At 36.1% G+C, this 21,836-nt stretch carries 22 protein-coding genes; 17 read left to right on the top strand and 5 right to left on the bottom strand.

All coding sequences use genetic code 11. The features are described from left to right. Positions 1-85 precede the first annotated feature (85 nt). A complete protein-coding gene (locus AC3WJG_RS02455) occupies positions 86-373 on the top strand; it encodes a 3-isopropylmalate dehydrogenase (RefSeq protein ID WP_102812844.1) in 288 nt (95 codons plus the stop codon). 142 nt (positions 374-515) lie between these two features. Here the strand turns inward: AC3WJG_RS02455 and AC3WJG_RS02450 are convergent, their stop codons facing one another. After that, positions 516-1,388: an AraC family transcriptional regulator gene (locus AC3WJG_RS02450; protein WP_102812843.1), complete on the bottom strand. Its 873-nt coding sequence runs from the start codon at positions 1,386-1,388 to the stop codon at positions 516-518. 611 nt (positions 1,389-1,999) lie between these two features. Here AC3WJG_RS02450 and AC3WJG_RS02445 point away from each other — a divergent pair. The 8 genes from AC3WJG_RS02445 (at position 2,000) to AC3WJG_RS02410 (ending at position 11,826) form a co-directional block, all read left to right on the top strand. Beyond that, the gene (locus tag AC3WJG_RS02445; protein WP_050690311.1) at positions 2,000-3,397 is read left to right on the top strand and encodes a glycoside-pentoside-hexuronide (GPH):cation symporter; all 1,398 of its coding nucleotides are present in this window, start codon (positions 2,000-2,002) and stop codon (positions 3,395-3,397) included. 162 nt (positions 3,398-3,559) lie between these two features. Next, a complete protein-coding gene (locus AC3WJG_RS02440) occupies positions 3,560-4,240 on the top strand; it encodes a transaldolase family protein (protein WP_221781121.1) in 681 nt (226 codons plus the stop codon). A gap of 86 nt (positions 4,241-4,326) precedes the next feature. Further along, complete coding sequence (locus AC3WJG_RS02435) at positions 4,327-4,998, top strand: DUF4867 family protein (protein WP_337134607.1); 672 nt, start codon at positions 4,327-4,329, stop codon at positions 4,996-4,998. A 56-nt stretch (positions 4,999-5,054) separates the two neighbouring features. Then, the gene (locus AC3WJG_RS02430) at positions 5,055-7,094 is read left to right on the top strand and encodes an alpha-glucosidase (RefSeq protein ID WP_060746391.1); all 2,040 of its coding nucleotides are present in this window, start codon (positions 5,055-5,057) and stop codon (positions 7,092-7,094) included. Between the two features lie 114 nt (positions 7,095-7,208). Further along, on the top strand, positions 7,209-8,549 hold the full coding sequence (sftI, locus tag AC3WJG_RS02425; RefSeq protein ID WP_060746392.1) for a sulfoquinovose isomerase: 1,341 nt from the start codon (positions 7,209-7,211) through the stop codon (positions 8,547-8,549). Between the two features lie 84 nt (positions 8,550-8,633). Continuing rightward, positions 8,634-9,368, top strand: coding sequence for a GntR family transcriptional regulator (locus AC3WJG_RS02420; protein WP_050690316.1), 735 nt, complete (start codon positions 8,634-8,636; stop codon positions 9,366-9,368). Positions 9,369-9,398: 30 nt separating this feature from the next. Further along, positions 9,399-10,832, top strand: a complete 1,434-nt coding sequence (locus AC3WJG_RS02415; protein WP_286127630.1) for an aldehyde dehydrogenase family protein — start codon at positions 9,399-9,401, stop codon at positions 10,830-10,832. Positions 10,833-10,923: 91 nt separating this feature from the next. Beyond that, complete coding sequence (locus tag AC3WJG_RS02410; RefSeq protein WP_016766289.1) at positions 10,924-11,826, top strand: AEC family transporter; 903 nt, start codon at positions 10,924-10,926, stop codon at positions 11,824-11,826. A 415-nt stretch (positions 11,827-12,241) separates the two neighbouring features. Here the strand turns inward: AC3WJG_RS02410 and AC3WJG_RS02405 are convergent, their stop codons facing one another. Next, complete coding sequence (locus AC3WJG_RS02405) at positions 12,242-12,520, bottom strand: hypothetical protein (protein WP_337134608.1); 279 nt, start codon at positions 12,518-12,520, stop codon at positions 12,242-12,244. 216 nt (positions 12,521-12,736) lie between these two features. On the opposite strand from AC3WJG_RS02405, the gene AC3WJG_RS02400 reads away from it, so the two are divergent. The 7 genes from AC3WJG_RS02400 to AC3WJG_RS02370 all read left to right on the top strand — a co-directional run bounded on the left by AC3WJG_RS02400 (position 12,737) and on the right by AC3WJG_RS02370 (position 19,068). Then, positions 12,737-13,495: an IclR family transcriptional regulator gene (locus AC3WJG_RS02400; protein WP_028414814.1), complete on the top strand. Its 759-nt coding sequence runs from the start codon at positions 12,737-12,739 to the stop codon at positions 13,493-13,495. Between the two features lie 17 nt (positions 13,496-13,512). Beyond that, the gene (locus AC3WJG_RS02395) at positions 13,513-14,466 is read left to right on the top strand and encodes a sugar kinase (protein ID WP_337134609.1); all 954 of its coding nucleotides are present in this window, start codon (positions 13,513-13,515) and stop codon (positions 14,464-14,466) included. A gap of 17 nt (positions 14,467-14,483) precedes the next feature. Then, a complete protein-coding gene (locus AC3WJG_RS02390) occupies positions 14,484-15,146 on the top strand; it encodes a bifunctional 4-hydroxy-2-oxoglutarate aldolase/2-dehydro-3-deoxy-phosphogluconate aldolase (RefSeq protein WP_043980959.1) in 663 nt (220 codons plus the stop codon). Beyond that, complete coding sequence (gene dgoD, locus AC3WJG_RS02385; RefSeq protein ID WP_028409932.1) at positions 15,133-16,281, top strand: galactonate dehydratase; 1,149 nt, start codon at positions 15,133-15,135, stop codon at positions 16,279-16,281. The genes AC3WJG_RS02390 and dgoD overlap by 14 nt, the downstream gene beginning before the upstream one ends. Before the next feature lie 93 nt (positions 16,282-16,374). Further along, positions 16,375-17,694, top strand: a complete 1,320-nt coding sequence (locus AC3WJG_RS02380; protein WP_337134610.1) for an MFS transporter — start codon at positions 16,375-16,377, stop codon at positions 17,692-17,694. A gap of 556 nt (positions 17,695-18,250) precedes the next feature. Continuing rightward, complete coding sequence (locus AC3WJG_RS02375) at positions 18,251-18,664, top strand: DUF6892 domain-containing protein (RefSeq protein ID WP_337134611.1); 414 nt, start codon at positions 18,251-18,253, stop codon at positions 18,662-18,664. 65 nt (positions 18,665-18,729) lie between these two features. Further along, the gene (locus tag AC3WJG_RS02370) at positions 18,730-19,068 is read left to right on the top strand and encodes a hypothetical protein (RefSeq protein ID WP_060746400.1); all 339 of its coding nucleotides are present in this window, start codon (positions 18,730-18,732) and stop codon (positions 19,066-19,068) included. A gap of 170 nt (positions 19,069-19,238) precedes the next feature. On the opposite strand, the gene AC3WJG_RS02365 is transcribed toward AC3WJG_RS02370, so the two are convergent. Beyond that, on the bottom strand, positions 19,239-19,865 hold the full coding sequence (locus AC3WJG_RS02365; RefSeq protein ID WP_098334178.1) for a type 1 glutamine amidotransferase family protein: 627 nt from the start codon (positions 19,863-19,865) through the stop codon (positions 19,239-19,241). 492 nt (positions 19,866-20,357) lie between these two features. Here AC3WJG_RS02365 and AC3WJG_RS02360 point away from each other — a divergent pair, with 492 nt between their 5' ends. Beyond that, the gene (locus AC3WJG_RS02360; RefSeq protein WP_028409936.1) at positions 20,358-20,798 is read left to right on the top strand and encodes a YaiI/YqxD family protein; all 441 of its coding nucleotides are present in this window, start codon (positions 20,358-20,360) and stop codon (positions 20,796-20,798) included. A gap of 114 nt (positions 20,799-20,912) precedes the next feature. Here AC3WJG_RS02360 and AC3WJG_RS02355 read toward each other — a convergent pair whose 3' ends face one another. Then, the gene (locus AC3WJG_RS02355; protein WP_028409937.1) at positions 20,913-21,212 is read right to left on the bottom strand and encodes a DUF2653 family protein; all 300 of its coding nucleotides are present in this window, start codon (positions 21,210-21,212) and stop codon (positions 20,913-20,915) included. A 13-nt stretch (positions 21,213-21,225) separates the two neighbouring features. After that, positions 21,226-21,678 carry a hypothetical protein gene (locus AC3WJG_RS02350; protein ID WP_060746403.1) on the bottom strand — a complete coding sequence of 151 codons (453 nt, stop codon included), beginning with the start codon at positions 21,676-21,678 and terminating at the stop codon, positions 21,226-21,228. Between the last annotated feature and the right edge of the window lie 158 nt (positions 21,679-21,836).

The raw sequence follows: 21,836 nt of genomic DNA, 5'->3' as shown, positions 1-21,836 counted from the left end.
CTTTCACATAGAATGTTATGTTAAAGTTATATTAGATATTGATAATTTTAAGCAATTAATAGTCCGTAGAGGAGAATTAAAGAAAATGGCTAACTTTTTCTTAATACTTATCGGATTCTTTATTATCATTTCAAATATCGTTGGATTTATATCCTACAAAAAAAAGAAAAGTTTATACGCTGCTGCTTTTACAATATTGATACTGGCGGCTTTATTTGGGGCAATAGGCGGTATATTAGCACTGTTGATTATTAGAGACGCGTTTGCCATATTTTATGGTTTGCAAGTTGGATACTACTTACTTATAAATAGCGCAATTGTTCTGTTACTGGCAGTTACAATTACAGTTATAAAACAATATAACAATAAATAAAAAATTTGCTTAGTAAGACTTATACTTCGTAAGTTTATAGTTGTCATAACCAGCATTACAGCAAACTATAAATTAAAAAAAGGGAGGTTACATTTGTGGACTCCCTTTTTCTTATATTAAAATAGTTATTATTGAATCAGCGTTATTTTTTTGATACTGGTATCCAAATCTCACTTTTAAAAGTCGGTGAGGTTACATCCTTATGTTCATTCCATAAAATTTCTGGTCCCTCTACTTGTTCGTAATTTGAGGATGGAAACCATTCGGAATAAATCCGTCCCCATACATCTTGTAAAGTATCAGGAAATGGCCCAACGGCTTCAAATACAGCCCATGTCAAAGCAGGTACTTCAAGCTTTATTAAATTATGGGGGCAATTCTTGGTTGTTGCTACCCCGATGTAATGATCAAGCTCTCCCTTTTCCTCCATTCGTTTCTCAGAAAAATTTACAGACGCACTAAGCAGCCCTAATGGTTTAACATTAGAAAGTTTTTTTAGTGTATCTATTGTTTCATCCTGTAAACTTTCCCACATAGCAGCAATCTTTGGGTTAACTCCGTGAAAAATTATAGGAACTCTTTCTTTAATGCCGACTATACGAAATGCCTCTTTCTCTTCAATTCGATAGTTCATTTCATCTCCTCCTTTAATCGATAGCTGGAAGGTCATGGGTGGATAAGCCTTAAGTGAACGGCCATCCTTTTTGGCTTCTGAAGGGCTTATACCATGCAAGTTTTGAAAAGCTCGTGCAAAAGAATCCGGTGAGTTGTATCTGTATTTAATCGCAATATCAATAACCTTCACGTTCTTATCTTTAAGTTCGAATGCTGCAAGAGTAAGTCTTCTTCTGCGAATGTATTCTGACAAAGTGATACCTGCAAGAAAAGAAAACATTCTCTTAAAGTGATACTCCGAGCAAAGAGCTAGCTTTACTACTTCTCTAAAATTTATATCGTTAGTTAGATTCTCTTCAATGTAATGCAAAGCTCTGTTCATATTTTTAAGCAAATCCATTTTTATGACCTCCCTTATTGTCAGAATAGCAGGATTCAAACAATGCTATCCGACATTTTATGCACAATTATGTAGGTTTTTTCTCTATTCTAAGCTATATAGGATATCCAAAACTAGTATACATAAACCGTTCTTTCCGGCACACAGCCAAAAAGAATCCTTGGTAGGGAATGGGTTCAATGAAGCTACAATTTTTGTTTTATACAGTTCTTTATCCATCCTCGATATAACGAATTTTTTCTCTTTATCGAATAGCCCAAAGGTAGATGTTGAAACACTCTCTACGTGCCGCTCAAAATTGTTAACGAGCGGTTTATAAGAATAGGGTAGCCTTACTCCTCAAGGGATAGCTATAGAATTCTAGTATTATTTTTTCTCTTTTTTAAAAAATAAAATAAAAAAACACTTGATAATTTGTATGCGTTTTCATATTATAAGTAAAAAGGTAGTAACTTTTTTTAAAAACGTTGTGATGTTATGAAGGAGGAGGGTGATTTTAGTATCAACCTAGAGGAGATTATAAGTTTGGAAGTGTATCAAAATTGTAATCTCCTATGTGATGCATCTTTAATGCGAAGTCTTAAAATGTGTTAAACAAAGGGGGAGAACTTATGGGACAGCCATTGGTTCAAAATGTAGAACATTCAATTAATACACCTAAGAAACTAAGACTTAAAGAGAAGGTTGCTTATGGATTGGGAGATGTAGGAAATAACTTTATGTTAGACTTGGGTCAAATTTATTTGCTGAAGTTTTATACCGACGCGTTAGGCTTGCCTTCTGCAACAGCAGGTTTAGTATTTTTAATTACGAAAATATGGGATGCGTTCGCTGATATTACAGTAGGTACCTGGATTGATAATCGAAAGAAGATAGGTCCTAAAGGCAAATTTAGACCATTCTTTCTTTATGCTGCAATACCGCTTGCTTTGATAACAATAGTCAGCTTTACTAATCCTGATTTTTCAATAACCGGAAAGATTATATGGGCATATGTAACGTATATGGCATTTGGAACGATTTATAGCATTTCAAATATTCCTTATGGATCAATGGTACCTGCGATGACAAAAGATCCTGTTGAAAGAGCAGAAATGGCATCATTTAGACAAGCAGGCTCAAATTTAGGACTTCTTATTACAACTGTAGGGTTTATGCCGATTGTCTTAATGTTTAACAATCAATCTACTGGTTATTTAGTGGCTGTATCTATTTTTGCATTTTTGGGTGTTTTGTTACAAGTCTATTGTTATGCCAATGTAAAAGAAAGATATGTGTATGAAAAACCCCAGAATACAAATGTAAAGCTGACCGACAGCTATAAAGGGCTTTTTAAGAATACGCCTTTACTCATTCTTTGTTTAGTTAATTTGTTTACCTTTTCAGCTTTTAACGTCAAGCTTGCTGTACAAGTTTATTTTTGTCAGTACGTATTAAAAAACGTAGCAATCGTTCCTTATATGGGCTTTTTCAGTATTGGCTGTGTATTTATCGGCGTGGCAATGGTTCCTTTCATGGTTAAAAAAATTGGGAAAAAGTCTACGTACATATTGGGGTGCGCGATTTGGGCTGTAGGAGATATTTTAGCTTATGTTTTTGCAGATAACGCAGTGATCTTTATTACATTAGCCTGCTTTGCTTTCTTCGGAAGCTCATTTGTAAACAGTTTGAACTGGGCATTAGTTTCTGATGCTGTAGAGTATGGCGAATGGAAAACGGGCAATCGATCGGAAGGTGTTGTGTATTCTTTCTTTACGTTCTTCCGTAAACTTTCTCAAGCGCTTGCAGGCTTTATTCCTGGCGTTGTATTAGGGATAGTGGGTTACGTTCCGAATGCGGTGCAGAATGCAAATGTGCTGCAAGGAATTAGAGGATTAATGTTTATTTATCCAAGTGCATTAGCCATTGCAACGATTATTGTCATGTTTTTCTTTTATAAACTTTCAGATGATAAATACAATAAAATCGTAGCGGATCTTGCTAAAAGTAAAAATAGAATACCAATGTAAGATGATAGGTAAATTGGACGAAATACAAAATTAATTTAATAATCTAGCAAAAAGTACTTGAAATATTGGTGGCGTTTTCATATTATAAATACAAAGGTTATTACAAATTATATAAAGGTTATTATCTTTTAAGGGTGATAATCACTTACTGGAGGTATAAAGATGAAGTATTTTTTAGATAGTGCAATTTTAGAGGAAATTCGTTACGCGTATGAAAACTGGGCAATTGATGGAGTTACAACCAACCCTCGTCATATTATGAACAGCGGTAAGCCATTCTTAACGGTTCTAGATGAATTTGCAAGTGAGTTTAAAGGAGTCGAAAATTTCCCAATTTCAGTGGAAATCAATCCTCATTTAGATAATGCTAAAGCTATGGTAGAAGAAGGGACAAAGATTGCTAAGTTATCTTCAAACTTTGTTATTAAAATTCCATGCACAGAACCTGGTTTAATTGCAGCAAAGGAATTTGAAAAAGAAGGTATTTCTACTAACGTCACTCTTGTCTTCTCGCCATCACAAGCACTTCAGCCTGCAAGAATTGGTGCTAAATTTGTATCTCCATTTGTAGGTTGGAAAGAAAATAGCGGGGACGATACAACTCAATATATTCAGGATATTGTGAATATTTATAAAAACTACGATTACAACACAGAAATCATTGTTGCTGCTTTACGTAATGGTAAACAAATTGTAGATGCGGCAAAAGCTGGTGCGCATATTGTGACCTGCGGATTTGATGTATATAAAGAAAGCTTCCAGCATGCGTTCACAGACTATGGATTAAACAAATTCCGTAATGCTTGGGATAATACAGTCACAGAAGCTCCTGTCTTAAAATAAACATATATATTTTATAAAAGGCGCCTCTTAGAATCTTATTATCTTCTTTGAGGGGTTTTTTACATAGAAAAGGAGAGAAGAAAACGTTGAGCAGCTTTGAATACATGAAAGACTTAAACAAACATGTGCCTTTCTATCATATAGAGGACAGTAAATTTAAACCTTATGGAAAGGCAGTAAACGAATATGACTTCAGTGAACTAGAAACATATATGGATAATTTAGCTATTCCTCAAGATCAGAATGTATATGTAGCATCCGTCAGGGAGATGGAAAATACCATTATTAAGAACCAACTTCAAGAAGCTTTTTATGGTGATATGCCTATTCAAATTGGATATTGTAATGGTCCTAATTCAACCTTAAATGGCCTTGAGTATCATAAAAGCAGTGAAATCAACATCGCTATAACAGATATGGTTCTTTTATTAGGAAAGGTACAGGACGTTGAGGATAACTTTTTTAATTCAAATGATGTAATCGCTTTCTTCATACCTAAAGGAACAGCAGTTGAGTTATATAGTACGACCTTACATTTTGCTCCTTGTAAGGTAAATGATGAAGGATTTAAAACAATCGTTATTTTACCTAAAGGAACAAATGATCCGTTATCAACTAATATTCAAAAAAGAACAAAAGAAGATGAGTTATTGTTCATGAAAAATAAATGGTTAATTGCTCATCCTGAAAGAGAGCAATTAATCAATAAAGGTGCACATCCAGGTATAAAAGGAGAAAATATTAAAGTTTATCAATAGAGCGTATGAATGTTAAACAAAAGACTAAGCTCTATTAATTGATGGGAGAGATAAAAATGTCAGGTACCTTAAACGTAACTAAAGGGGTAAATGTGGAGATCTTACAAGATGGATTTGAAGTGGCTCTTAACGGTGTAGCTCTACTTCAGCATACCATACAAAAACCAATGCTGTTTGTTGGTTATGGAGAAGAAACGATTGAAATGTATAGAGGTAACTTTGATATTAAAGATTACGTTACTGAACGTGCAGCTCTTCGCTACGCAGCTGTTGAAGAAGTAGAAGGCGCATATAAAATAGATTTTTCTAACTATAAAAATGGAGATAACATGCTGTCTCTTATAGTTAAAGAAGAAGAGAATCGTCTAAAAGTAGAATACCAAAAACACGATGCGAACATTAACCGCTTTTGGTTACGAGTAGCTGCAGATAAACAAGAGAAAGTATATGGATGCGGAGAACAACTTTCTCATTTTAATATGAGAGGAAAAAACTTTCCTTTATGGACATCTGAGCCGGGCGTAGGAAGAAACAAACAGACATATGTAACATGGCAAGCTGATGTAGTTGATAAGGCTGGAGGAGATTATTATAATACCAACTTTCCTCAGCCTACATATGTATCTAGTAAAAAGTACTATTGTCATGTTGAAACAACGGCATACGCGGACTTTGACTTTCGCAATGAGACATTCCATGAACTGCAGGTTTGGGAAGTACCTGAATATATGCTGTTTGAAACGGCGGAGACGTACCTTGAATTAGTTGAAAAAATTACGGGTTTATTCGGAAGACAGCCCGAGCTACCAGACTGGGTATATAACGGCGTAGTTTTAGGTATTCAAGGTGGTACAGATGTTGTTGAACAAAAGTTAGAAAAAGTTTTAGCGAAAGGTATGAAAGTATCCGGAGTATGGTGCCAAGATTGGCAGGGCAAACGTATTACTTCTTTTGGTAAACGTTTAATGTGGAATTGGAAATGGAACGAGAATGAATACCCAGAGTTAGATAAAAAAATTGCAGAGTGGAAAGAAAATGATATTCGTTTTCTAGGTTACATTAATCCATATGTAGCCATTGAAGGTGATTTATATAAGGAAGCTGAAGATAAAGGATACTTAGCATTAAATGCGGAAGGAAATACGTATTTAGTGGATTTCGGTGAATTTTATTGCGGAGTTGTGGATTTTACCAACGAAGAGGCTACTGAATGGTATAAACAAGTTATTAAAGAGAACATGATTGATTTTGGATTAGATGGATGGATGGCCGACTTTGGCGAATATTTGCCAACGGATGTTGTGCTCAAAAATGGAGTCGACGCTAAGATGATGCACAATGCTTGGCCGACAATGTGGGCAAAAGCAAACTATGAAGCGGTATCAGAAGCAGGGAAACTTGGTGAGATTGTATACTTTATGCGTGCCGGATATACGGGCATACAAAAATACTGTACGCTTCTTTGGGGCGGAGATCAAAGCGTAGATTGGTCGCTAGATGATGGTTTGGCTTCCGTTATTCCTGCAGCTTTATCCTCAGGAATGAGTGGTTGCGGCTTACACCATAGTGATATTGGCGGGTACACAAGCCTACATGGTAATAAACGTTCAAAAGAGCTGCTGATGAGATGGGCAGAAATGGGAGCCTTCACGCCTATGATGAGAACACATGAAGGAAATCGTCCGGATGATTGTTTCCAGTTTGACGGTGATGAAGAAACATTAGAACATTTAGCAAGAATGTCTAATGTTTATGTAACGATGGCACCTTATATTAAATCGCTTGTAGAAGAAAATGCCCGACGAGGAATTCCTGTTCAGCGACCTTTGTTTATGCACTATGAAAAAGATGAAAAAACATATGATATTCAATACCAATATTTATTTGGTGAAGATGTGCTTGTTGCGCCGGTTCATCAAGAAAACCAAACAGAGTGGGAAGTATATTTACCAGAAGATCAGTGGGTCCATGTATGGAGTGGTGAAGAGTACACAGGAGGATCGGTTACTGTTCATGCGCCATTAGGTTATCCACCTGTATTTTACCGTAAAAAATCGATTTGGAGTGAGTTGTTTTCTAAACTAATTCACATCTAATTTAAAAGCTATTTATATAAGAAATGTAGTCAAACGGAAAAATAGTGTTGATAAAGGTAATGATGTATTTTAAAATGGTTATAACAAATAGTTTTATGACAAGGGGAACTCTATATGCAAAACACGACAGTTTTATATGTGCCTATAGGTAGAAAAACATTTGATATTGAAGCAGCTGAAATTTATCGTCAAAAAAGCATGGAGTGGCTGAAAGGTAACTGCAGTACTGTGATTGCGCCGGAGCAAATTATAACTTCGGTTGAAGAACTACAGGGGTTTCTTGATTCAATTAAAGGGGATAAGATTGATACCGTTTTATATCAAAGCGTTACGTTTGCCGATGGTGAATTTATGGTTAAGATATTGGAGTATTTTAAACAGCCTGTAATTGTTTGGTCCGTACGTGAGCCAAGCGTAGGCGGACGTTTACGTTTAAACTCGCTAACAGGTGGAAATAGCACCAGTAATGTACTGCGCAACCATCAGCATCCGTTTGCATTTGTATTTGGAAATCCAGATGAGAAAGCTTTACAGGATCGTCTATTAAGACAAATTAACGTTATGCGCGTGCTAAAAGCATTAAATGAATTAAAAATTGGGGTAGTGGGAGATTATCCACCAGGATTCTTTTTCTCAGCAGCTAACGAAGAAGAATTAAAAAACGCACTTGGCGTAACCCTTCATAAGATGGATTTACAAGAAGCGTTTAAAGAGTGTGTAAAGCTTCCAGAACAAGAATGGATAGGTGAAGTTGAGCGGGCAGAAAAGCAGGTGATTGGTTTAAATCGAAATGATGAAACGGTTACTAAATTTGCTCAATTTTCCACATATATTAAAAAGCACATTCAACGTGAAGAGTTAGATGCACTAGCTATGCGATGCTGGCCGGATTTCTTTAATGATTTAGGAGCTGCTCCGTGCTCAACGCTGTCTCAGTTTACGGAAGACGGAATGGTGACATCCTGTGAGTCTGATATTCACGGATCAATCTCCATGTTTATCCTGCGCGAGTTAGCAGGCGGAAATGCACCTTACCTTGGAGATTTGGTTCACATAGACGAAGAAAAAAACTCGGTTGTTTTTTGGCACTGCGGTGCAGGAGCATATTCACTTGCCAATCCTTCTACCGGAGCAACAGCAGGGGTGCATCCTAACAGAAAAATTGGTTTTGCAATGGATTTTGGATTAAAAGCAGGAGAAGTAACGATCTTTAGGGTAAGTCATACGCCTGATGGATATCGCCTTCTAGTGATGAAAGGAGATGCATTAGATGTAGAGCAGCCTTTTACAGGTACATCTGTAGAAGTGGAACTGGCGACAAATGCATCAGACACACTTTATGAACTTATGCACGCGGGGTATGAGCCTCACTTTGCACTAGTGTATGGTGATGTGACAGAACATCTAATTGAACTAGGGCGTATGCTTAATTTAGAAACAAAGGTGTATGTCTAAGAAGATCCTACTTCTCTGCTACAGTAAAAGTTAGCCAATACTATATAATAATACCAAACGCTAACTTAAAAGGAGTTTGAGAAAATGAAAGATACAATAGGTTCTAATAAAAATATTGCGCTTTATCTTCAAGTAAAAGATGTCTTAATTAAACGTATACAAGAAAAAGTTTGGAAGCCCAATACGTTAATTCCAACGGAACAAGAATTAATGCAAGAGTTTGACGTAAGCCGTACTACCTTAAGACAAGCTATTTCTATGTTAGTACAGGACGGGCTGCTGGAAAAAAAACAAGGCAGGGGAACAATTGTAAAGCCTCAGCCACTTATCGGCGGGAGCTTAGGCAAGCTTAAAGGGCTAGCAGAGGAAGTAGCGGAAAAAGGATTAACGCCGAACTCAAAGCTCATTCGTACTGATTTTAAAAAAGATTTGTATCATGAAACTTCCATGCTGGAATTGGATGCTGGAGAAGAGGTTTTAGTTATTGAACGAATTCGTTTTGCTGATGAAGTGCCTATTGCGATTGAACGTTCTTGCTGGCCTCTGCATATTGGGAAAATACTAGTTGAACAAGATTTAAATCGTGCAAAATTTTATGAAGTACTAGAAGAGAATGAAATCTTCTTAAAACGAGCTAAAGAGAAGGTATCCGCCATTAATGCAACGATTTATGAAGCAGATCTCTTAGGCATACGGGGCGGAGAAGCTTTACTTGAAATGACAAGAGTAAGTTACGGTTTTGATGATAAGCCACTTGAATTTACGGTAACAAAATATCGCAGTGACAAATATCATTACAATATCGAACTTACAAGATAAAATGCTAATACAATTGGGGATGTGGAGATAATGACGAGTTTAACTCAAGTCAAACAATATGGTTTATATGTAAACGGGGAATGGGAAACAACAGCAGAAAAAATGGAAGTCTTAAATAAATATACACAGCAGCCTGCAGCTGAAATCTCAGTAGCAACAAAAAACGATGTAAATAAAGCTGTGGCCAGCGCGAAAGATGCATTAAAAAATACTTTTTCACCGTATGAACGCTACGAGGTATTAATGAAAGCAGCAGATTTATTACTAAGCCGTCAAGAAGAATTTGCTGAAATTTTGGCTACTGAAGTTGGCAAGTCTATTCGTGAATCTCGCGGAGAAGTTGAGCGTGCGGCTACAACTTTACAAATTTCAGCGGAAGAGGCAAAGCGTATTCATGGAGAAGGTGTACCTGTTGAATCGGCTCAAGGCTCGGAGAATCGCATGGCTTTTACAGTAAAAGTCCCAGTTGGTGTTGTTGCAGCTATCACACCGTTTAATGTGCCTATTAATCTAGTTTGTCATAAACTCGGACCAGCAATCGCAGCTGGGAACAGTGTAGTATTAAAACCTGCTGAAGTCACTCCAATTTGTGCCCTCAAGCTCGCTGAATTAATGGAAGAAGCAGGACTGCCAAAGGGGCGCCTTCAAGTATTGACTGGAGATGGGGCAGAAATTGGTGAATGGTTATTAGAAAACCAGGATGTTAATATGTTTACTTTTACAGGAAGCCCAAGAGTAGGAGAGCTCATTCGATCTAAGGCAGGTTTGCGTAAAGTTTCACTTGAACTAGGAAATAATTCGGCCACTATCGTACATAAAGACGCTGATTTAGAAAAAGCTGCATCTTTAATTTCTCAAAAAAGCTTTAATAATGCGGGACAGGTTTGTATTTCCGTTCAACGAATTTATGTTCATACGAATATTTATACTGCATTTGTTAATAAGCTAAAAGAAAAAACAGAAAAGCTAGTAGTCGGTAATCCAATGGATGAGCAAACGGATATTGGACCTATGATTCGTCTCAAAGAAGCAGAGCGAGTGGAAGAATGGGTAAAAGAAGCGGTGGAAGAAGGGGCGAAAATTGAACTAGGAGGAAAGCGTGATGGTGCTTTCTATCTTCCTACAATTTTGACCAATGTAAATGACGATATGAAAGTTTGTCGTCAAGAAGTATTCGGGCCAGTAGTAGCTATTGCTCGATATGATGAGATTGATGAAGTGATTTCAAAGGTAAATGATTCTGACTATGGGTTGCAGGCAGGCCTTTTTACAAACGACTTACAGTTTGCTATGAAGGCAGCTCGTGAAATCGAAGTAGGCGGATTAATTGTAAATGATGCTTCAGCGTATCGTGTCGATCATATGCCATATGGCGGTGTGAAAAAGAGCGGTAACGGAAAAGAAGGACCGAAATATGCAATTGAAGAAATGACTGAAGAACGTATCATTGTTCTAAATTTATAATTTATTAGTTTAAATGAAAGACCTAGATTTTTAATTTTCTAGGTCTTTCATTTGGAAAATAACAAAGAAAAAATGACGAAGGTGAACAAACATGGAGTTCCTAACAATCCTTCTTCCTATTTTCGGGATTTTTGCACTTGGATTTATTGGACAAAAGAAAATAGGATTTGATACAAAAACGATTTCAACAATGGCACTTTATTTGATGTCTCCAGTTCTCGTGTTCAAAACATTTTACACAACCAAATTTACGATTGATTACTTATATCTTACGTTATATACATTTGCACTTTGCTTTGCATTAATTGCTGTCGTCTATATTATTGCTTATTTTCAGCGATATTCTACTTCAGAAACCTGTGGAATGATATTAGCGTCTTCATTTATGAATAATGGAAACTACGGTACACCTGTTGTTTTATTACTTTTCGGCGTTACAGGCTTAGACTCTGCCATCATTCTAATGGTGATACAGCAACTGGTCATGTGTACAGTTGGAGTTTATTATGCCGCTAAAGGGAGTCCACAAGGAAATGGTATAAAATCAGCCATTGACGCAGTTCGACGAATACCAATTGTGTATGGGGGACTTTTAGGAGCTATATTTCAGTTTCTTCATATTCCATTAAGCAACTCTGTAAAAGAAGCGGTTGATTTAGTAGCGGGTGCAGCTATTCCTACCATCATGATTGTACTTGGAATGCAGCTAGCTAAAATATCAATTAGAAATTTAGCCAAAGCAAAAGTTTCATGGTCATTAGCTATCAAACTTGTGATCTCGCCATTTATCGCTTATATACTAACACTTCTGTTACCGGTGGATGAGATGGTGAAACAAATCATGATTATTATGGCTGCTATGCCCACAGCTGCGAATACAACTATGTACGCGCTTCAATTCAATACAGAGCCGGAGTTTGTATCAAGTGCAACGTTAATTAGTACCTCTCTAAGCCTTGCTACATTACCTATCATTTTTCTAATTGTTTTATAAAATGACAAAGAAACACGTTCGAATATAGGTTGAAAAATAATTTTATTATATGACTTTAAAAGGAGTAGTCAACGTGAATTCTCCTCATAACGCAGTTTTAAAAAGATATTTAAAATTTATTTTCTATTTTAGCTTTGTGTTCTTCTTATACTTCTACTTCACATATAGTTTTCAACACTACCTGACGAAATATTTGTTTCTTAATTGTTTACTGACAGGGATATCTTTTCTCATTCGAAATTTAAGAGGTTATACGGAAAAACTGTAAAAGAAAAAAGCTATTTCACTGCGATGCAAATATCATTGAAGTAGCTTTTTTACGTTCAGATTATATGCGAAGAAAATCGATGTTACCAGTATTTAAAAGGAAAAGGAGCTTAATTTAAGCTCCTTTTCCTAATTTCTATCATAATCTTCAAAAACTTATCCAATATAGATTCGCACTAGCAACCAACCCAAAAGATGTAAATCCCACAATTTTTACAGGGTGAGTAATTTTATATGCAATAAAGGGATTAACTCTTCTTATTACCTCTGCGAAGAGCAGAGTACCTATGGATGCAAGTGCTAGTCCAAGCAACAAAGCATTCTCCTTTAACTGAACAAAATCAAAAATTAAATAAATGAGAAAGACCCATAAATAAGCTAAAAAGATATTTAAAACAATAGATAATAAAAAATCTTTATTTTTCATGATTAGCTCCCATTACAATTTTTTCTAGTTTCTATGATTTTATCATAGAAACTTTTTTTATTGCTATTTATTAATCATTTCTCAGAAACTATCATAAATATTTTTATTTAATTTGTAAAAATATTTTGAATTAATGATCGGTCTATGATAATATTTAAAACAGTAAATCATATATAAAATTTAAAATCACATATGTGATTCAGAAAGGATTTCTTCATGTCAGTAAAATCAGCAGAACGTGTATTAAGGGTATTTGAATTAATTGCTCAACATCCCGAGGGCCTAACAGTAAAAGAAGTTAGTGATTTACTTTCGCTTCCGCAAAGCAGTACGTTTAACCTTGTGGGAACACTTCATAATGAAGGGTATTTAAATCAGGACTCATTAAAGAGGTACAAGCTAGGGCCAAAGCTAATTCAAATTGGGACAGCGGCTATGGAATCATTGGATATTTCTTCTGAAGGAAAACCGTATTTAAAGAAGCTGATGGAGGATGTTCAGGAAACGGTGTTTATGGCCTTGCTGTCAGATGGAGAATTAGTCTATGTTGTTAAGATTGACAATAATCGCTCGATTAGAACAACAGCTCAGCCTGGTAACCGTAAGCCGCTCTATTGTACAGGGTTAGGAAAAACCTTTTTAGCTTTTCTTCCTAAGGATCAGCGAGAACAGCTGCTTGAACATATAGAGCTGTTGCCTATTACGGATTATACAATTACAGATAAAAAAGTTCTTAATGACAATCTAGACTCTTTTATTCAAATGGGCTATGCAATTGATGATGAAGAAAATGAGGAAGGGTTATTTTGCCTTGCTGCACCTGTATTTGGAGCAAAGGGAAGCATTCAAGCTGCTATTAGCGTAGCTGGACCTAAGGAAAGAATGCTGAAGCATAAGGACTTTATAGTAGAAAGGCTGCTTCAAACATCAGCTAATATATCTTTTATTGCTGGATATGAAGAGGCGAAGAGATAAATGAAAAGAGGGGTAAAATGGATGTGATAAGCATGGGGGAAACAATGATTCTGTTTACCCCACACTCGAATGGGAAGATGAGATATGCTAAAGATTTTTCTTCGAAAATTGCAGGAGCAGAAAGCAACACGTTGATTGCCCTGTCAAAACTCGGTTATCAAACGGGATGGGTTAGCCGATTAGGAAAAGACGAGCTAGGAGAGCGGATTCTTTCAAGTATTAAAGGAGAAGGAATAGATGTAAGACATGTGATATTTGATGATCATGCTCCTACAGGTCTGTTTTTAAAGCAAAAAACAAATGAAATGAACAGTAAAGTCTTTTATTACAGACAAGGTTCAGCAGCAAGCTTTATGAATCCGCGTGATATGAATGAAGAGTATATCTCTTCTGCAAAATACTTATATGTGACAGGAATTACACCTGCGCTGAGCGATTCCTGCCACGAAGCTATTTTTCAAGCGATGAAAGCTGCTAAAAAAAATGGTGTGAAAATAGTGTTTGATCCAAATTTGCGAAAGACGCTTTGGGATGAATCAGCTGCGCGCCAAACACTCATTAAAATGGCTACATATGCGGATATTGTCTTACCAGGAATGAATGAAGGTCAGTTTTTATTTGAGAAGGATAATCCTGAAGATATTGCATCAGCGTTTCATCAATTAGGTGCAGAACTAGTTGTTATTAAGCTAGGTGAAGAAGGAGCTTATTATTCAACTAAAAATGAATCCGCTTACGTAGAAGGTTTTAAAGTTGCTAGAGTGATAGATCCAGTAGGAGCTGGTGATGGGTTCGCCGCGGGGATACTATCGGGACTAATAGATAAATCCTCTTTAAAAGAAACGGTCAGAAGAGGGTGTGCTATAGGAGCTATGGTCGTAACCGTAGAGGGTGACATTGAAGGCTTGCCGGATAAAAAAGAGCTTTACGAATTTATGAATGCGATTACAAAAGAAGACGTTATACGATAAAAGAAAGGGGCTTACCAATGACGGATAGTTTATCACATTTACTAGAGCATAAAATCGTTGCGATTATTAGAGGAGCCAAACCGCAGGATGTAGTGAAAATTGCTTCTGCGCTTAATGACGGCGGTGTAAAAAATATAGAAATTACTCTAAATTCGCCGGACGCACTTTCAGCCATTAAAGAGGTTTCTACAGAGCTGGGTGATCAAGTGTTAGTAGGAGCAGGTACAGTGCTTGATCCTGAAACAGCACGTTCAGCTATTTTAGCAGGAGCAAAGTTTATCCTTTCTCCAACTGTTAACACGGAAACGATTAAACTAACGAAAAGATACGGTGCGGTGAGTATTCCAGGGGCTTTTTCACCTACTGAAATTCTAACGGCATATGAAAATGGGGGAGATATTATAAAAGTATTTCCTGCTAGGCTGGGTGCTAGCTATATTAAAGATATTCGAGGGCCGCTTCCCCATATTCCACTTCTTCCAACAGGAGGAGTGAGCTTAGACAATATTCAAGAATTTGAAGAAGCAGGTGCTGTAGGGTTTGGTATTGGAAGTTCTTTAGTTGATACAAAACGTGAAATTACTCATGCATACCTGCAGGAGTTAACACAAAAGGCTAAAGCGTACGTAGCCGCAGTAAATCGTATAACGAAAGGGGAAAAAGTACATGAAAATTACTAATTATGAATTATTCCAAGTGCCGCCACGCTGGTTGTTTTTAAAAATAGAAACGGACGAAGGAATTGTTGGATGGGGAGAACCTGTTATTGAAGGAAGAGCCTCTACCGTTAAAGCTGCAGTAGATGAGCTGATGGAGTATCTTATTGGCAAAGATCCATTAAATATTGAAGATCATTGGAACGTTATGTACCGAGGCGGCTTCTATCGAGGTGGACCTATTTTAATGAGTGCCATATCAGGGATTGACCAAGCTCTGTGGGACATAAAAGGAAAATATTACGATGCTCCTGTACATCAACTATTAGGCGGAAAAGCAAGAGAATCCATTAAAGTATATTCTTGGATTGGAGGAGACCGGCCTTCAGATGTAGGTGAAGCAGCAAGAGAAGTGGTTTCACAAGGATTTACAGCAGTAAAAATGAATGGAACTGAAGAGCTTCAATATGTGGATTCATACGAAAAAATTGATCAAGTAGTAGAACGTATTGCTGCTGTCAGAGAAGCAGTGGGACCTTATGTAGGAATAGGTATTGATTTTCACGGACGTGTACATAAGCCAATGGCAAAGATTTTAGCTAAAGAACTAGAGGTCTATCGCCCAATGTTTATCGAAGAACCGGTTTTGCCGGAAAACAATGAGGCGTTAAGAGAAATTGCCAATCACGTATCCATTCCTATCGCTACAGGAGAAAGAATGTTTTCAAAATGGGAGTTTAAAAAGCTCTTAACGGACGGATACGTCGATATTATTCAGCCTGATTTATCACATGCAGGAGGAATTACAGAGTGTAAGAAAATTATTTCAATGGCTGAAGCCTTTGATGTAGCAGCTGCACCTCATTGCCCGTTAGGCCCAATTGCATTAGCTGCGTGTCTTCAAGTAGATGCAACGTGTCACAACGCATTTATTCAAGAGCAAAGCTTAGGCATTCATTACAACCAAGGCAGTGATTTACTAGATTATATTGTTGATAACCACGTATTTAAATACGAAGAAGGCTTCGTGAAAATTCCTGATGGACCTGGTTTAGGTATTGAAATTAATGAAGACCATGTTAGAAAAATGGCTGATATCGGTCATAATTGGCGTAATCCAGTATGGCGTCATAAAGACGGTTCTGTAGCGGAATGGTAATGGGGAAACCATTTTAGTACGGGAGATCTGATTGACAAATGACTGTCAGTCAGATCTTCTTCTTAAATTAGTCATATACAGGGGGATAAGGGAATGAAGGGGTATAGCGAAAAGCCGACTCGCGTTAGATTTCGTGTTTTAGCATTTATTTTCATAAGCGTTGTCATCAACTATATGGATCGAAGTAATATTTCTGTAGCTGCCACAGCCATGTCCAAAGATTTAAAGCTATCATCAGTAGAACTGGGTCTCATATTTTCAGCCTTTGGATGGGCTTATGCTGCTTTACAAATACCAGGAGGGGTAATGGCTGACCGCTTTGGCGCTCGTGCTACGTATGCCTTTAGCTTAATTACCTGGTCTATTGTTACGCTACTGCAAGGATTTACTAAGGGATTTGTGAGTCTTTTTGGTCTGCGTTTAGCGACAGGAGCATTCGAAGCACCGGCTTTTCCGACCAATAATAAAGTAGTCACCAGCTGGTTTCCAAATCAGGAAAGAGCATCAGCTATTGCTTTTTATACTTCAGGACAGTTTGCAGGGCTAGCATTTTTAACACCTACACTAGTTACCATTCAGCACTTTTTAGGGTGGAGAGGTCTGTTTATTACTACAGGGATTATTGGTATAGCGTGGGGCATTATGTGGTATATCTTTTATCGTGATCCTTCTCAGCATAGCAAAGTAAACAAAGCAGAGTTACAGCATATCGAAGAAGGTGGAGGCTTAGTTAAAGCTGCTGATACGAAAGGAGAAAGGGCAAAGTTCGAATGGGGAAATCTTAAAGAAGCCTTTTCTCACAGAAAGCTATGGGGCATCTACTTAGGACAGTTTGCCGTCAACTCTACTTTATGGTTCTTCCTTACCTGGTTTCCAACGTACCTTGTGGAGTACAGAGGGTTAGATTTCTTAAAATCAGGATTCTTAGCATCAGCTCCGTTTTTAGCAGCATTTGTAGGGGTATTATTATCTGGCTTTGTATCGGACGCCTTAGTGAAAAAAGGAGTATCACTAGGTATTGCAAGAAAAACACCTATTATCGTAGGACTGCTTTTATCAACTTCAATCATTGGAGCCAATTATGTAAATAGCACATCTCTCATTATCATGTTTATGGCTATTGCGTTTTTTGGAAATGGCCTAGCTTCTATTACATGGGTCTTTGTCTCAACGCTAGCGCCTAAACATTTAGTTGGTTTGACAGGCGGAGTCTTTAACTTTATCGGAGGTTTAGCTTCTATCATCGTTCCAATTGTTATTGGTTTCTTAGCTAAAGGAGGAAACTTTGCTCCAGCGCTAGTATTCATAGCGGCATTGGCCCTTTTAGGAGCACTTTCGTATATCTTCCTTGTAGGAAAAGTAGAAAGAATTAAAGTGGTTACAGATGAAGAATTGAATCGAGATATTGTGTAAGGTTGTTTATAGTTCTATAGTTTTTATAGAAATCATTTGTGGCTGGATTAAAAGAGAATTCGTAAAAGTCTTATTAAAGATAGAGCATAAATTTTGTTGGAGACCAACGGGTTTATGCTTTTTTTTACCTATAAAAGAGGATTTTAGGCCGTATAAGAATAAGATTATTAGGTTAGGCAGTTGTGAGGTTCATGAATAAAAAAAGCGTGATAAAAGATATAAAGTTTCTACCTTTTATTAACAATAGTCAAAGAATAATAGATAGAAAATGGTTATTAGACAATGGAAGGTGTATTTATGAAAAAGGTTCTAACAACTTCTGCTGTATTAGTACTAGCATTGTCAGCTTGCAGCAGTAATCAAAACCAGTAAATAAGAGCAGACCCTTCATTATAAGTAAAGCTTGTTTTTTCTTTCTCTAAAAAGGGTCGGTGTTGTTTCTCAGCATGTTAAAGTTGATGATATAAGCAGTCTTTATTCATAGATGATTATTACAATACTAACAGTGCAGGTTCGATTAAAAGCCTAAGAAAGAAATAAAATCGGAGGTAGTAAAATGGAGAAGAGTGGAATGTTTAAAGATTTTAATTTTAAATTAGTGGTTATTGAAGCTTTATTAGATCAAGATCCGCTATTTATAGAAGAATTAACCGATTTAAAAGATAAGTATACCAATAATTTTGAATGGTATTCTGGAGCTGGACCCATTGTTGAAATCAGAGATTATTTAGAAGAGTTAACGTTGGAAATGAGTGATTTGGAAAAGATTGAATCCCTTTGTTTTGATGGAGGTAATGAAATTTATCGTATTCTAAAGCCAGACTGGGATGGAGAAGACAGTTCATTTGACGTACTATCTGTTGAAGGATTTCAGAACTTAAAGAATCTAAAAGCAGTGGACTATATTTCAATGTGCGATCCAGAAGTATTAGAACCATTCAAGGAAGCCGGAATTACGATTGAGGATTAATGAGAAGGACGTATTGTAGTAAGGGAAGCAATTCGTCTTTATGAAGAATAAAGGGAGAACCAGTAATGAAATATAATGTTCAAATCTATGAAGATAACCAAGGAATGCTTATGGTAGATGTGCCTGATGAAAATTTTTTAGTTATAGATTTATTATTAAGTGATGTACAAGAAGATGGATCAAAATTATGGCTAGATTTAATTGATAAAGTACTTTCAAAGAAATCTTCTTATGAAGAATTAACTGGAAATGCCTGTACTATAGAAATTAAATATGATGTAACAAAAATTATGAATGAATATGCTGAAGAAGAACAAAATGCGAATTGTCTAATTGAAACAGCTGAGCTAAAACAGATTCTGCTTAAATGGGATGATGCTGTTAGAAATAAATACGCAGAATAGAAATTAATTAATTTAAAAGTATGGTGGAGCCTTTATACGAGATGAAGAAAAAATAAATCTCGTATAAAGGCTTCTTTTTGTTTCTTTCTAGTCAACATAAAACAGACTATAGGTATCTACAAAAATAAAAAAGAAAATTATTGTAATCGACCTTGTATATAATCAGGAATCTATATTGAGTTCATTAACTGAAAAAAGTATTCGGACTTCTGAGTTTTATTTAAGCTATACCATGAATCTAATGTATTTGATGCAAATACATCTAATTTTTTTAATACGTCCCTCGCGAATTCTAGAGGTGCTACTCCTGAAGCAGTAATCATGTTATTATCGGATACTACAGGTCCAATCTCATACAACTTCTCTCCTTTATAATTAGGACAGACCATTTTTGTATATTCTAAGTTATTCAGCGTATGCTTTCTAGAATCTAAGTATCCACTATTTGCAAGGGCATCAGTAGCACCACAAATTGCAGCTACAATAGTACCAAGCTCTAAAACTTCCCCAACTTTTTTCAATATAGGTTGATGAATCTCCTCACTCCATGTAGTTCCTCCCGGTAGAATTAAAAGATCTTTATCCAGAAGAGTGCACTCATCAAGAGAAATATCGGGCTGTATACTCAGCCCACCCATTGTTTTAATAATTTCTTTATTAACTCCTACCGTCATTACTTTTAAAGGGGCTAAACCTTGCCTGAAATATCTTCCTGAATTTAGTTCAGCAATTAAATATCCATACTCCCAATCTGACATTGTATTAAATACATAAATATAAACTTTTTTTGTTTGCATAGTAAGCCTCCCGAACTGACGTTCTCTATATTATACCATTTTAAAGGCATATATCTATAGAAATGTTAAAATATTCAGAAAAAAATAAGGAGATTGAGAATCATTTGAAAGAAAACAAAATAGAAAAAGTCGTAATAGTAGGATTAACAACTCCACACTTAGAGTATTTATATTTTGGATCTATTTGAGTTGTTATTTCCTCAACATTACAAGGTTCATATAAATGAATTAAAAACAAATCTCACCACACTCCCAATAAATAGAAAACACATTATTATTATAGGTTTCATAAGTGATAATAACATCTTTTTCATACTTTAGAAGATTACGTGAGATCAAATTAGCTTCTCCTTTTAAAAAAGAGAGCATCAAACGCGCGCTTTAATACAACAACTGTTTGTTAATAATTTTAGGTAAAATATCTTTATCATTTGACAAAGGATAAGTCTTCCATTATCATCAACTCAAACTTATTTACGGGGAGAGTTAAAGATGAAAATTTATGTTGATGCAGATGCTTGTCCGGTAAAAGATATCATTATCTCTGAAGGTACGAATGCTGAAATTCCTGTTATCCTTGTTACTAGCTTTTCTCATTTTTCTAATGTGGAACAACCATCAGGAGTGGAAACCATTTATGTTGATTCTGGGGCAGATGCTGCGGATTATCGGATTATGGGGTTAGTAGAAAAAGGGGATATAATCGTTACGCAAGATTATGGTCTTGCTTCGCTAGGTTTAGCAAAAGGGTGTGTGGTACTTCACCATAATGGGTCTAGCTATACAAATGAAAACATTGACCAATTATTACAAACACGTTATTTGAGTGCAATGGCTCGAAAAAGTGGAAAGCGTACAAAGGGGCCAAAACCATTTACACCCGAAGATAGAGAGAAATTTAAGGGGCTTTTTAAAAGAGCAATTTCACGTTAAAAAAGAACCATCCATTTTCAAAAAAAAACCAGAAAAACAAATTGTCCAAATATTAAACTAAACTTATTGGTTCCAGTACGAAAATGCTCGGAAGTCTCATGTCAAAATCAATTACTAATTACTTAATACTTGAATAGATGCAGTAAATCTATTCTTTTCCGAAAAAGATAAATTAACTTGTAGATGATTCGCGACTAACTGGTGATAGTCCTGTAAATATACTGCAACAGCATCAATAATGTCTTGTTCATGCAATCGCGCTGTACGTCCTAATGCTAAGGTGGAAGCAGTAATCCCAAGGGAAGGATGAAGCTCCAAATCTACTTCTACCTGTTCAGGTTCAATTCTTTCTTTTAGAGCAATATAAATACAAACGCTATCCACAATATCTTGTTCGTTAAATAGTACTTCCATTCTAAATTTCTCCTTAATATCTTCTTCTTGTAAAGATGTTTTTAACTACCCAAATGATGACTAAAATCACAAGTATATCTACAAGAATTCCTAAAAAAGAAAATCCATGTGAAGGGTTATTTCCATATGCACCGTTATAATTCCCACCAAATGGATGAAGCATATGCCCTAAAAACGCACCTGTTCCAAAAGCTGCAGCATGAGTCAGTATACTTTTTGCTCGTGAAGGCGGGGTCTGGTTATATGTCGTGTGAGACCTAGTATATGATGGTGTTCTTGTAACGTTGCTTGACGGAGACTTATATCCAGAATGATAAGTGCCACTTGAATATGTGCCCCTATCTGAATGAGAACTGAACGAAGAACTGTGACTGAAAGAACTATGACCACTAAATCCTTTTGCCTGAGCAACATTTGGTAAAGCTATTGCAAATATTAATACAAATATTAAGGTCAATTTTTTCATTACAATTACTCCTGTCTTTATTAATCTAATATAGCTAATTTATAATAAAGTTTCTTTCTTAGAGAGCTTATGTAGCTGTTACTATACCACTAAATTTATAAATTTCTACTATTTTCATCTATTTTTAATGTGATTTTAAGATGGATTTTAGAGTGACT

Source organism: Priestia sp. FW507-14D1A (genome assembly GCF_058781295.1).
The sequence above is the reverse complement of the archived record's forward strand: the minus strand, read 5'-3'. Positions and strand labels throughout refer to the sequence as shown.